This window comes from Acinetobacter sp. 197 (assembly GCF_048148385.1).
Classification (GTDB): Bacteria; Pseudomonadota; Gammaproteobacteria; order Pseudomonadales; family Moraxellaceae; genus Acinetobacter; species Acinetobacter pecorum.
On the sequence record NZ_JAYWZK010000008.1, the window covers coordinates 48,391 to 61,567 of the forward strand.

Below are 13,177 nucleotides of genomic sequence, written 5' to 3' on the forward strand. Positions count from 1 at the left end.
TTACATCTCCCCACGGAGAGAGACATGGCAGAACGCCTGAATAATGACTTTCAATTCCTGGATGTCGCACGCCAAGATCCAGAGAAAAAAGAGATTGATGTCCGCAAAGCAGAATTTGTGGAAATTTATAAGCCTTATACTGCGGAAATTGCAGCCAACCAGACGCATCGCTGCCTAGGCTGTGGTAACCCGTATTGTGAGTGGAAATGTCCGGTACATAACTATATTCCTAACTGGTTGAAACTGGTGTCAGAAGGACGTCTGTTCCAGGCGGCTGAACTATGTCACCAGACCAATACCTTGCCAGAAGTCTGTGGTCGTGTCTGTCCGCAAGACCGTTTGTGTGAAGGGGCATGTACTCTCAACGACGGTTTCGGCGCGGTGACGATTGGTAATGCCGAAAAATATATCAATGACACGGCCTTTGCATTGGGCTGGCGTCCAGATATGTCCAATGTGAAATGGACAGACAAAAAAGTTGCGATCATTGGTGCGGGCCCTGCGGGTCTTGGCTGTGCCGATATTTTGGTACGTGCAGGCGTAAAACCGGTCGTGTTTGACAAGCGTCCGGAAATTGGTGGTCTTTTAACGTTTGGTATTCCAGAATTCAAAATGGAAAAAGACGTGATGAAACGCCGCCGTGAAATTTTCACGGGCATGGGGGTTGAATTCCGTCTGAACACTGAGATTGGTACAGATGTGACCATCGACCAGCTACTTTCTGATTATGATGCGGTCTTTATGGGTATGGGCACCTATACTTATATGAAAGGTGGTTTTGCCGGTGAAGATCTGGATGGTGTTTACGATGCGCTGGATTTCCTGATTGCGAATGTCAATCGTTGCCAAGGCTGGGAAAAAGATCCGTCTGAATACATCAGTGTTGAAGGCAAAAAAGTCATCGTTTTAGGCGGTGGTGATACAGCTATGGACTGTAACCGTACTTCGATCCGTCAAGGTGCTGAGTCGGTAGTTTGTGCTTACCGTCGTGATGAAGAAAATATGCCGGGTTCACGCCGTGAAGTGCAAAATGCACGTGAAGAAGGGGTGAGTTTCCAGTTTAACCGCCAGCCAATTGAAATTGTGGGTGAAAATGGCAAGGTTACGGGTGTGAAATTTATTACTACTCAGCTAGGTGAGCCAGACAGTCGTGGTCGCCGTAGTCCAGAGCCGATTCCAGGTTCAGAAGAAATTCTGCCGGCGGATGCAGTTCTGCTGGCTTTTGGTTTCCGTACCAGTCCAGCAGACTGGTTCACCGATGTGGAAATCAATCTGGATGGTTCAGGTCGTGTCGTTGCCGCTGAGCAGCAGCAATACAAATTCCAGACCTCGAATCCAAAAATCTTCGCTGGTGGTGACATGGTTCGTGGTTCTGATCTGGTGGTAACCGCAATCTGGGAAGGCCGTCAGGCAGCTGAAGGTATTCTGGATTATCTAGATGTTTAACAGTTGAAAATTCACTGAAATCATTCAAACAACCCGCTACGGCGGGTTTTTTAATCTTTGAGGAGTTTGAGTCCTAAAATGGAAAGCATTAAAAATATTATAAAAAGTAACAAAACTTTAGAAAATAGTGTTTAAAATCAAATTAATTATATAAATATCAATAAAGAATTGAGGACGAGACATCATGCGTGTATTAAAACAATCTCTCATAGCTTTGATGCTGGCCAGTACCTTGACCCTGAGTGGCTGTGGCTATAATACCTTGCAGGTCAAAGATGAAGCAGTAACGGCAGCCTGGTCGGAAGTCCAGAACCAGTATCAGCGCCGTGCCGATCTGGTACCTAATCTGGTCAATGTAGTCAAAGGCTATGCCTCGCATGAAGAGCAGGTTTTAACGGAAGTGACCCAAGCACGTGCCAATGTTGCCGGCCTGAAAGTAGATCGTGAAGTACTGGAAGATCCTGAACTGTTTCAGCGCTATCAGGAAGCACAGGCGCAGATGACCAGTGCCTTGTCGCGTCTTTTGGCTGTCACTGAAAATTATCCGGACCTGAAAGCCAACCAGCAGTTCCGTGATCTGCAGGTACAACTGGAAGGAACTGAAAACCGGATTGCTGTGGCACGTAACCGTTACATTACCACGGTTCAGGACTTTAACTCTTATGCACGTCAGTTCCCGCAAGTCATGACTGCCAAAGTGATCGGAATGGAGCCTAAACCGAACTTTAGCGCCGAGCAAAGTGCCCAGAAAGCTCCCACGGTTTCCTTTGAGTAATAACTGATTTGAAAATAAGCGAGAAATCAGATGTCTGAGATGCTGCTGAAATACTGTGCCGGTTTGCTCCTCATATTGGGCATGGGGATAATAGCACCTGTCTCAGCAGAAACAGCCACGGCTACGGATACTGAAGACGTGATCGTGGCCCGTGAAATTTTGCAGCCTAAAGCGGGTCAAAATGCTCCAGCTCAAAAAAGTGGAACTGAAACAGAAACTGCAGCAGCATCACAGCCACACATTGCCAATGATATGGCAGAAGGGCAGCTTCAGCGCGACCTGCCAAGTCTGAATGAACCGATCATTGATCAGGCGAATTTACTCAGTGCTACTGAAAAGCAGCAACTCAGTCAGCGTATTCTGAAACTCTATGAGGAAGGAAAAGGCCAGATTGGTGTAGTGATTGTGCCAACGACGGGCCAGGAAGATATTTTTGATTATTCCATGCGGGTGGCGGAGGCCTGGCAGCTTGGTTCGGCTAAACGGGATAATGGTTTGTTGATGACCATTGCTATCAATGATCGCCGTATTCAGATCTTGACCGGTTATGGTCTGGAAGGGGTGCTACCCGATATCGTGGCAGGCCGTATTATTCATGACACCATCACGCCGTATTTTAAACAGGGTCAGTATGCTCAAGGAATTGCTGCAGGCCTGACTGAAATTGAACGGATTTTAAATCTAGATCCTGAAATTGCAGCACAGGCGGCGGATGAGCTGAAAGAGCGTCAGGAACAGGCTTATCAGGCACAAAAAGCCATCAAGGCGACGTTCAGTAGTGTGCTGTTTATTATTGTCGTAGGTGTCGTGGGATCTATGATTTTCGGCAGAAAACTGAGTGCTGCGACTGCCGCAGTTGCAGGGACTGCTGCTGGTCTGGTAAATGGCATGGGGCTGCTTGCAAGTTTGATGATTGGTGCAGGTATTTTCTTTTTATTGATAACTTCTATAGCCCAGCTGATTTTACATGCCTTCTTGGCCGGTGGTGGCCGAGGCGGCGGTAGTGGCCGTGGTGGTTTTGGCGGCGGTGGCTTCGGCGGTGGCGGTGGTGGTTTTGGCGGGGGAGGAGCATCAGGCTCATGGTAACAACTACAGATACGACAGATATAGTCACGCAGCCCAAAATGGAAGAACATGCACAGCCGAGTTTTCAACGCTGGCTCAAGCATTTCTTTTATATGCCGGCAACCAAGCGTTTTTTCTCCAAGCAGGATCAGCATGCGATTGCAGTGGCGGTGGAAGAAGCTGAGCATGGACATGTCGGGGAGATTCAGGTGGTGATTGAAGGCTGTCTGCCTTCACGATCTGCTTATTATCAAGATACACTTTGTCGTGCCCGACAGTTATTTGCTGAAATTGGGGTTTGGGATACTGAATATAATAGTGGGGTATTACTCTATTTGAATCTGTGCGAGCACAAGGTTGAAATTGTGATTGATCGGGGAATTAAGAATGCAACCACCCAGCAGGTCTGGGATGAAATCTGTCAAAATATCATTCAAAATCTGGCTCAGGAGAAGTTTAAAGAAGGTGTAATTGAAGGTGTGAAGCAGATTGGAGAAGTATTAGATCAGTACTATGATCGGAAAATAGATGATTTAGAAAATGAATTAGGGAATAAACCGATTATTCTGGGGTGATTTTAGTCAACTAACTGACGATTTTTGTCAGTTAGTTACACAAAAGAAAACACAAAAGTTACAAAAATAAAAATATTTTTTTAAACTGCTGTTTTTTCTCTCAATTTTATTATAATAAAACTTGGCACAGTTAGTGCTAAATATAAAATTAAGCTAAATGAGCTTTTCTTTAGGCTTATAAATAAACAAAAACATTTGTGGAGAATGTTATGAATACAGTACAAAAGGGTTTTACCCTTATTGAATTAATGATTGTTGTAGCAATTATCGGTATTTTGGCTGCTGTTGCGATTCCTGCTTATCAAGACTATATCGGTCGTTCACAAGTTGCTGAAGGCCCAACGTTGCTTGGCGGTCTAAAGACTCCAGTTACAGAGGCGATTGGGAATGAAGGTGTTGCAACAGGTTGTGCAATTCCTGATGGTGCTGTTGTTTCCGGCAAGTATGTTGATGATATTACGGCAACAGCTGGGGGTACTGCAACATGTGCTTTAGAGGCTACATATCAGGCTACAGGTGTAAATGATGATGTCGCTGGTAAAACTATGACTTATACTTACACAGCTGCAACTGGCGAATGGGCATGTACAACTGATCTTGATGATAAATTTTCACCTAAATCTTGTCAGTAATATTTAAATAAAAAAAAGCCCGATTAGGGCTTTTTTTTATAAAAGAAAAATAAAGTACATCTTATATAAGAGTTTTAAGGAGTCTATGTGGTGACATTAAGTAAAAAAAATAAATATGTGCTGTTGCATTTTAGTTTTTCTGTCTTAATAGCAATGCACGTAATGTATCTTATTTTTTTTATATGGTATCCCCAGTCACTAAGTAATGCTACAGGTGTCAAACAAATTATCTATATTATGGTTATTACAGATGTAATTCTTGGACCAATTTTAAGCTGGATTATCTATAAAGAAAATAAAAAAACTCTTAAATTAGACTTGGCTATAATTATTATGATTCAAATCATAGCATTGGTGTATGGGTTATATACACTTGCACAAGCAAGACCAGCTTGGATTGTTTATTACAAAGATGGTTTTGAACTTGTGCAGAATAATCAAATCTATATCAAATATAAAAATGACATAAATAAGAAATATGAAAAGATATCTTTATTCGGTCCCAAATATGTTGCGGTATCTAATCCCACATCCTATGAGCAAAAAAATCATGATATTTTTCTAGAAATGAATGGAATAAGTGTTGCTCAGGTACCTATGCGCTATGCGGAATTAGAATTCAGTTCTAAAGATATGCAACCATATGCGAGAAATATAAAAGATCTTAAAGAATTTAATAATCAAACTATGCTCATGAAAGTGCTATCTAAATATCCACAGGCGAAATATTTCTTTCCACTGAAAGCTTCTTTTAAAGATATGACAGTATTAGTTGATCAAGATTACAAAGTTATCAAAATCGTCGACCTCCGTCCTTGGAGCTAATTTCTTTTAATCCATCCGTAAAGCAGATTAGCTTTTAATCTGCTTTTTTGTTTATTATGTGCCCAACTTCTACCGCCTGATATTTCCATGAAATTCACGCTTGCCCTCATCGCAGCTATCTTGATCTCCCTTGCATGGCTCATGCCTGTACATTACCGCCCGTGGGTGACGTACACGGGTGAGCTATATGCCTTTTTTGCTCTATTTGCGTTAGCTGCAATTTGCTTAAAAGAAAAACTCAAAATTCCTGCGGTCAGTCTGCCCTTATTAGTGCTTGCCTGCGTGCCCTTGACTCAATTTCTGCTGGGGCAGGTTTTTTTCTTTAGCATCGCCATGATGGGCTTCATTTTTGTCTTTAGCTTTTGGCTGGCAGGTGTTTTGGGTTATCACCTTTCAACAGGAGATTATAATCGGGAAGAAACTTTTACTAATTTGAGTTATGTGTTTCTGGCTTCTGGTACTGTCACGGGAATTATTGTACTTTGCCAATGGACAAATCTGGATTCAGTATTGCCGGGGATGGTGAATATTAGTGGCAGCCAGCGCCCTTATGCCAATTTCGCTCAGCCAAATAATATGGCGACTTTTTTAGTCATGGCATTGATGAGCTGTCTGTACCTCTATGAAAAGAAAAAAATCCAGACCAAGTGGCTATTTGCCTGCACTGCTGTGATTATTATGGGAGTGGCTTTAAGCCAGTCACGTACTGCTTGGGTCGCTGCAATTGCCATCATGCTCTATTTAGCTTTCTATCAATATAAAGGCATTATTCGCCTGAAATGGTATTACAGCATCGCTTGGCTCATCTTCTTTATTGCCTGTGTTGTGGCCTTTCCTTTACTCAGTCAGTTGGCTGCGCAGGCAATGGATACGGACGTAGTTCAAAGCCGGGATGTAGTAGCGCGTGCTACCGGCGATATGTCACGCCTCGCAATCTGGCAGCAAATGATCGCTGCAATTCAGGCGCAGCCATGGTTTGGCTATGGCTGGTATCAAACCAGTGTCGCTTTTGTCTCGATTAGTGATACCGTTCAAGGTCCGGTCTGGATTCGTAGCGCACATAATTTTATTCTGGACTTTTTGCTCTGGAATGGACTGATCATCGGTCTGCCTTTCTTGGCATATTTTGGTTATTTGGGCTATCAGTTACAGCGCTGGGTGGATACGCCAGAATCTGTCATCGGGATCTTGATGATCGGGGCTTTTGTAACACATGCCATGTTTGAGTTTCCACAGCATTATGCCTATTTCCTGCTGCCAGTCGGTTTTATTCTGGGTACGGTTCTGGCACAAAATCCAAAAATTAAAATAATAGTTATGCCCTCAAGCGGCATGAAATTCATTTTTGCTGTTGGGTTGCTTTTATTGATTGTGATTTATCGCGACTATGATGTTGCGGTACCAAAGCTTGGACAAAGTATTCGTTATGAAAAACAGCCGGAAAAAATCACCAATGAAAAACCAATTTATCTGCTGACCGAGTTTAATCATCGTATTGCCTGGATTCGTTTAAATTCTTATAGCAAAGCGTCTGCTGAGCAGATTAAGGAAGGTGAACAGATGGTGTTAACTTACCCGACCAAATATAACCTGATCAAATATCCCAAACTTTTAGCTTTTAATGGCTATGAGACGGAAGCCAAGCACCAGCTGCAGCGCTTAAGAACCATTCAAAAGACTGAGCTGAGTTATGATGAATTAACGCAGGATATGCCACGCTAAATACAAAAAAGCCAGCAGATGCTGGCTTTTTTAATTTAATTCTAGTTTTAGAGCTGGCTTTGGATATAGTTTTCGATACCAACACTTTCAATCAGATCAATTTGTGTTGTGGTCCAGTCCAGATAATTTTCTTCTTTTTCCAGGATTTCCTGAACCAGATCGCGGGTCACATAATCCATCTGAGTTTCAGCCAGTGCGACAGCTTTCTGGATAGCTTCGATATTTTCTTTGACTTTGCGCACATCACAATGCAGTACTTCTTGAGTATGCTGGCCGATATACAGTTTGCCCAGATTCTGCAAATTCGGCAAACCTTCCAAAAATAAAATACGTTCAATAATTTTATCGGCATGCTTCATCTGAACGATGGATTCTTTATATTCTGCCGAACCCAGTTTTTCAATGCCCCAGTCATTAAACATGCGTGAATGCAAGAAATACTGGTTAATCGCGGTTAGGTGGTGATACAACACCTGATTGAGCTGATTAATCACATCACGATTGCCTTTCATTACATCACTCCATTTAAACCTGTTTATCTTTCTAAGAAAGCGTTTTAACTCTGATAGTAAAGCAAGTCAGTGGACAATGGCGAGTAATTTATGGAACAGCAAATGAAAATCGCAATCGAATCCATCCAGACTCAGATAAATGGCAATAAAAACCCGCCAGAGTCAGAGGCGGGGGAGGAGGAATGATCGAAGACCATTGATTTATGATTGTGTTTATAGTTCAGGCAGCTACTCCCAGGCGGGCTGCAATTTGTGATACTTCATCACTGATGATCATACGGGCTTCTGGCGCACAGCGACCACAGCATGTACCCAAGTCCAGCATATCGCGCACATCACGATAACTTTCAGCGCCATTTGCAATAGCATCTTTAATGTCTTGATCTGTAATGCCACGGCATAAACAAACGTACATAGGACACAACCACAGTGATTAAATAAGATAAGTAATATTATTGATAATTGTTATCGTTTGTCAATAAAAATCATTTGAAATCTTTTTTATAATAATTGGTGATTTAGATAAAAGAAGATGATCTGAACGGAAATCCGAGTATTATCCGGATTTCCGCACAAAATAAGTGAATAATTTAGAGCTGAGTCTTGAAATCTGGTTACTTAATTAATGATATAAATCATTGATTAATGATGACAATGCCATCCATTTCAACCAAAGCATCTTTAGGTAAACTGGCAACGCCTAAGGCTGCACGGGCTGGATAAGGCTGGGCAAAATATTCTCCCATAATTTGATTCACCAGCTGGAAGTGCGATAAATCCGTCAGAAAAATATTCAGTTTGGCGATGTCTGCCAAAGAGCCCCCCGCCGCTTCACAAACAGCTTTTAAATTGTCAAATACACGACGAATCTGGGCCTCAATGCCTTCAACCAGTTCCATACTATAAGGATCCAAGCCAATTTGACCAGATAGATAGAGGGTATCACCGACTAAAATGGCTTGCGAATAGGTGCCAATCGCAGCAGGGGCATTTTCAGTATGGATTACTTGGCGGGACATTAATTTCTCCTTTATCATCAACATACATCATATTCGATCGTTTCGGCTGACAAAAGCATTATCGTTTTAAATGATTAACTCGCTTTAGACGCTTCACTCAGAATGACGGGTTGGGACAGACGGGTAATTCGGGGAAAACCGAAATACATGCGCAGGTCACGGATGATCTGTGCAATCTGTTTGCGGTTATGGACTACGATATTGACGTAGGTCTGGTTATCTTGAGAGCGGACCATTTCTACACCGGAATGTGCTTTACGGCATTGATAGATCAGGTCAGAGATCTGTTCATCATCCATCGCCAGGTCAATACAGAGATAGGCGGTAAAGCTGATATCGTCCAGATCATCGGCAGTCCATTGCAATGGCATGATGTTTTCAGGATGCTGATGCTGTTCATGCAGCAGGTTATGACAGCGTGAGCGGTGCACAATCAGGCCACGACGGGTCAAATGACCTTGAATCGGATCGCCAAGTACCGGATTGCAGCAATGTGCATATTTAACATCAACCCCTTCCGTACCCTGAATCAAGCGGCCCGAACTCGCAACATTCTGATGCTGGTCCTGGGCAAACAAATGATTGGCCACCAGTTGCGGTAATAAATCACCGACCGCAATCTGTTCAAAAAGTTGCTCTTTACTGGCAATGTGACGCCATTCCAGCAGGTTTTTCCAGTCAGCCTCGGTCAGATCCTGAATCGAGCGATGAAACAGTTTTAATGCACGATTCAGTGCCTGCTGTCCCACCAGACGCTGCTCGTCCAGATCCTGATCGCGCAAGATATTCTGGATTGCGCGGCGGGCTTTTTGAGTATTGATAAAACTGAGCCAGTCGGGATTGGGTGTCGCGAGTACATCAGTAATGATTTCAACCACCTGACCACTAGCCAATGGCGTTGAAAGCGGTTTGGTTTCATTATTGATTTTAGCGCCCACCGCATGGTTGCCAAGGAACAAGCTGGCGGCATAAGCAAAATCAACTGCTGTAGCACCTTGTGGTAATTCATGCAGGTGCCCATGCGGGGTATAGACCCAGATTTTTTCCTGATGCAGATAATCCAGTAATTCACTAAATGTGGTTTTGGCACATTCACCATCGACCAGTACATTGAGATTCTGCATTGACGCCTGAATCGCAGAACGACAGGCTTGTGGAGCATTTTCGCCCAAAACTACACCGAAACGTGCGGCTTTACGCATCAGTTCGGTTTGAATGGTTAAAGATAAAGTGGTCTTTTCGCCTTTCAGGCGCATCATCAGGGACTGGTTGCCACCGGGTAAGGGGCGACGGATATGGTCTTCATAGCTTTGAATCTTAAAGCTTTGGGTCAGAATCTCTGCAAGACGATCACAATCGGCAATGCTCTGTAAGATAATTTCAAAAGCATGGCTATGCGTCAATTCTTGCAGGTCAATGTCATTTTTAACAAAATGACGAAGTAACTCGATATTGTTATTTTTCTTTTTGATGCGGCCTTGAATACCATTTTTCTGCAATAGTTCGGTCAGGTTTTTTTCCCATTTGGCCTGATATTCACAGCGTTTCGGTTTGGTTTCCTGCAGGGCAGTCTGAACATTGTTGTACATATCCAGATCAAGATTCTGATAGCACAAATGCTCCAGATTGTCGGCCATTTCATTCATGCCGACAATACGTGCCATCGGAACAAAAATTTCAAAGGTTTCCCGGGCAATACGGGCACGTTTGTCTGGGCGTAATGCTTCCAGGGTGGTCATGTTGTGATAGCGGTCAGCCAGTTTCACAATAATGACACGCGGATCCTGTAAGGTCGCTTGCAGAATTTTCCGGAAAGAAGCTGCTTTATTATATTCTTTATCGCTGGAATGACTCAGTTTGGTCACGCCATCGACCAGTTCTGCGACCGTGTTGCCGAATTTTTCAGCAATATCATCTTTACTGAACTCAGTGTCTTCAATCACGTCATGCAGCAGGGCTGCCATTAAGGTTTCAGTATCCAGACGCATATGCGCCAAAATGCAACTGACCGCAATTGGATGCAGAATATAAGGTTCACCACTTTTGCGAATAATGCCGTCATGGGCGATATCTGCATAATCACAGGCCGCAAGCACACGTTCAACGTCGTTTTCACTTAAATACGCGTCGATAATGATCTTTAGCTGTTGCTTGGCTTGACTGACCTGTGGGCCTGGCATAAAACACCTTTAAAACTGAATTTTTTACAAATTAAACCGAGAAAGCTCTAATGAAATGCAAAGTACAGAGCTGATTAATTTTTACTATAAAAAGTAGAAAATCTCTAGCAGTTTGCATGAGCTAACCCTTATGTTATAACCGTTCTGGTATAAATATAAAAGTCACATAACAAAAAAAGCCTAGTTTTAAACTAGGCTTTTTGATTGACGATCTCTTATTGGAAAGAAAAACCGTCTAAGTTCAGATTGTTTGCAGAAAGTGCAAGGTCCAGACTTGATGTCTGATAGTCTTGATCACGTTGTTTCAAAATATCTTTTGATACATGACCTGCAGCGATTTCACGTAAAGCAACAACAGTCGGTTTGTCATTGTCCCATTCTACAGTTGGTTCAATGCCTTGACGCGCCAATTGACGCGCACGCTTGCTTGCCACTAGTACAAGCTCAAAGCGGTTGTCTACATGGTCTAAACAATCTTCAACGGTGACGCGTGCCATAAGAATTCTCGTTTGAATAATAAATTTTAACAGACTGCACAGTATAAAAGGCTTTGTCTATAGACTCAAGTTTTAATCACTGCTCAGTCGGCGTGATCAGTTTCTGAATTAGCTTTTCATGACGGTTGGCTTGCTGGCTAAGCACCAGACGATTGGCAATAATCACTGCTTCCAGGTCATGCAGCGCCTTATTGAAGTCATCATTGATAATGATATAGTCAAAGTTGCTATATTGCTGCATATCTTCTACTGCGCAGCTCAGGCGATGTTCAATGACATCAACGGTATCAGTGCCCCGGTTAGACAAGCGTTCCCGCAAATCAAACTGGCTTGGCGGCAAGATAAAAATTTGTTTTGATTCAGGAAAAAGTCGACGAACCTGCTGTGCGCCCTGCCAGTCAATTTCCAGCAGTACATCATGGCCTTTAGCCAACTGTTCTTTCACCGTGGCCTGCGCGGTACCATAGTAATTACCAAATACTTCAGCGTATTCGATAAAACCACCTTCATTGACCAGATTTAAAAAATCTTCTTTGGTGGAGAAGTGATAATGCACGCCATCGAGTTCGCCAGGTCGTTGACCACGTGTAGTATGTGAAACAGAAACGTGAAGATTGTTGACACGCTCAAGTAGGGCTTTAACAAGGGATGTTTTGCCTGTTCCAGACGCTGCAGAAACGACAAACAAGAGACCCGACATGATATTTTTCCTGATATGATAAAATATCTTCTCTATTTTAGAGTAGAGCGGCTTTAAACTAAATAGTTGTCAGCCGATTGTTTACATTTATTTCAATTGAACCACTAAAAATGGTGTGAGTATTGAGGATTCTATGGAAATTGTTTTAGCCAACCCGCGTGGTTTCTGTGCTGGTGTGGATCGTGCCATTGCGATCGTGAACCGTGCCTTAGAATGCTTTAACCCACCAATTTATGTGCGTCATGAAGTGGTGCACAACAAATTTGTGGTCGATGACTTACGCCAGCGTGGTGCAATTTTTGTTGATGAGCTGGATGAAGTGCCTGACGATAATATCGTGATTTTTAGTGCACATGGTGTTTCGAAAGCCGTCCAGCTTGAGGCTGAACGCCGTGGTTTAAAAGTTTTTGACGCGACTTGCCCGTTGGTCACTAAAGTACATATTGAAGTGACGAAATATGCACGCGAAGGAGTGGAAGCCATTCTGATTGGGCATGAGGGACACCCAGAAGTTGAAGGTACCATGGGCCAATATGACAAGAAAAATGGCGGTGATATCTATTTAGTAGAAGACGAAGAAGACGTTGCTGCGTTAACTGTGCGAAATCCTGAAAAAGTAGCATTTGTCACTCAAACCACTTTATCAATTGATGATACGGCGAAAGTGATTGATGCCTTACGTCAAAAATTCCCAATGATCCAAGGCCCGCGTAAAGATGATATTTGCTACGCTACGCAAAACCGTCAGGATGCAGTGCGCGATCTGGCTGAACGTTGTGATGTAGTCTTAGTTGTGGGTTCACCAAATTCATCTAACTCAAACCGTTTGCGTGAACTGGCTGAACGTATGGGTAAATCTGCTTATCTGGTTGATAATGCCGATGAGCTCAAACAGGAATGGTTTGCAGAAAATATCCAGATTGGGGTAACAGCAGGCGCGTCAGCACCGGAAATTCTGATTAAGCAGGTCATTCAGCGGTTACAGGACTGGGGTGCCCAAGCACCACATGAGCTGGATGGGCGAGAAGAGAATATTACATTCAGCCTACCGAAAGAGTTACGTATTCCTGTAATCCAAGGCTAGACTGTTAACTGCTTAACATTCTGTTTTTTATTTAAAAATAAACAGATGGCTGTGAACTGACAGTTATCTGTTTTTTTATGCCTTTTATCTGTTCTGTGTAGTTTTTGTAATTTTAATAAGTAATAGTTTAAATGGGTGAATATGA

General features: G+C 42.9%; 14 protein-coding genes. 8 read left to right on the top strand and 6 right to left on the bottom strand.

Annotation, left to right across the window (positions count from 1 at the left end):
- Positions 1 to 24: 24 nt before the first annotated feature.
- The 7 genes from VXQ11_RS09400 to VXQ11_RS09430 all read left to right on the top strand — a co-directional run bounded on the left by VXQ11_RS09400 (position 25) and on the right by VXQ11_RS09430 (position 7,040).
- On the top strand, positions 25 to 1,446 hold the full coding sequence (locus VXQ11_RS09400) for an FAD-dependent oxidoreductase (protein ID WP_416705893.1): 1,422 nt from the start codon (positions 25 to 27) through the stop codon (positions 1,444 to 1,446).
- A 184-nt stretch (positions 1,447 to 1,630) separates the two neighbouring features.
- Positions 1,631 to 2,221, top strand: a complete 591-nt coding sequence (locus VXQ11_RS09405) for a LemA family protein (protein WP_064094594.1) — start codon at positions 1,631 to 1,633, stop codon at positions 2,219 to 2,221.
- Positions 2,222 to 2,251: 30 nt separating this feature from the next.
- Positions 2,252 to 3,307, top strand: a complete 1,056-nt coding sequence (locus tag VXQ11_RS09410) for a TPM domain-containing protein (protein ID WP_416705894.1) — start codon at positions 2,252 to 2,254, stop codon at positions 3,305 to 3,307.
- Positions 3,301 to 3,861 (top strand): TPM domain-containing protein, encoded by a 561-nt coding sequence (locus VXQ11_RS09415; protein ID WP_416705895.1) that lies wholly within the window; start codon positions 3,301 to 3,303, stop codon positions 3,859 to 3,861. The genes VXQ11_RS09410 and VXQ11_RS09415 overlap by 7 nt, the downstream gene beginning before the upstream one ends.
- A 209-nt stretch (positions 3,862 to 4,070) precedes the next feature.
- Entirely contained in the window at positions 4,071 to 4,493 is a 423-nt protein-coding gene (locus VXQ11_RS09420) for a pilin (RefSeq protein ID WP_416705896.1), read from the top strand.
- Positions 4,494 to 4,580: 87 nt separating this feature from the next.
- Positions 4,581 to 5,318 carry a TfpX/TfpZ family type IV pilin accessory protein gene (gene tfpZ / locus VXQ11_RS09425; RefSeq protein WP_416705897.1) on the top strand — a complete coding sequence of 246 codons (738 nt, stop codon included), beginning with the start codon at positions 4,581 to 4,583 and terminating at the stop codon, positions 5,316 to 5,318.
- An 87-nt stretch (positions 5,319 to 5,405) separates the two neighbouring features.
- A complete protein-coding gene (locus VXQ11_RS09430; protein ID WP_416705898.1) occupies positions 5,406 to 7,040 on the top strand; it encodes a Wzy polymerase domain-containing protein in 1,635 nt (544 codons plus the stop codon).
- Positions 7,041 to 7,087: 47 nt separating this feature from the next.
- On the opposite strand, the gene bfr is transcribed toward VXQ11_RS09430, so the two are convergent.
- From bfr to gmk, 6 genes are all read right to left on the bottom strand, one after another.
- Positions 7,088 to 7,552, bottom strand: coding sequence for a heteropolymeric bacterioferritin subunit Bfr (gene bfr, locus VXQ11_RS09435; RefSeq protein ID WP_064094587.1), 465 nt, complete (start codon positions 7,550 to 7,552; stop codon positions 7,088 to 7,090).
- A 220-nt stretch (positions 7,553 to 7,772) separates the two neighbouring features.
- Positions 7,773 to 7,967, bottom strand: coding sequence for a bacterioferritin-associated ferredoxin (locus VXQ11_RS09440; RefSeq protein WP_064094586.1), 195 nt, complete (start codon positions 7,965 to 7,967; stop codon positions 7,773 to 7,775).
- Positions 7,968 to 8,187: 220 nt separating this feature from the next.
- Positions 8,188 to 8,571, bottom strand: a complete 384-nt coding sequence (locus VXQ11_RS09445) for a RidA family protein (RefSeq protein ID WP_004644973.1) — start codon at positions 8,569 to 8,571, stop codon at positions 8,188 to 8,190.
- Positions 8,572 to 8,645: 74 nt separating this feature from the next.
- Positions 8,646 to 10,751, bottom strand: coding sequence for a RelA/SpoT family protein (locus tag VXQ11_RS09450; protein WP_064094585.1), 2,106 nt, complete (start codon positions 10,749 to 10,751; stop codon positions 8,646 to 8,648).
- Positions 10,752 to 10,966: 215 nt separating this feature from the next.
- Positions 10,967 to 11,248 (bottom strand): DNA-directed RNA polymerase subunit omega, encoded by a 282-nt coding sequence (rpoZ, locus tag VXQ11_RS09455; protein WP_004650579.1) that lies wholly within the window; start codon positions 11,246 to 11,248, stop codon positions 10,967 to 10,969.
- Positions 11,249 to 11,324: 76 nt separating this feature from the next.
- Positions 11,325 to 11,948 (bottom strand): guanylate kinase, encoded by a 624-nt coding sequence (gene gmk / locus VXQ11_RS09460; RefSeq protein ID WP_064094584.1) that lies wholly within the window; start codon positions 11,946 to 11,948, stop codon positions 11,325 to 11,327.
- A 133-nt stretch (positions 11,949 to 12,081) separates the two neighbouring features.
- Between gmk and ispH the strand changes: the two genes are divergently transcribed.
- Positions 12,082 to 13,032 (top strand): 4-hydroxy-3-methylbut-2-enyl diphosphate reductase, encoded by a 951-nt coding sequence (gene ispH / locus VXQ11_RS09465; protein ID WP_064094583.1) that lies wholly within the window; start codon positions 12,082 to 12,084, stop codon positions 13,030 to 13,032.
- The last annotated feature ends 145 nt before the right edge of the window (positions 13,033 to 13,177 follow it).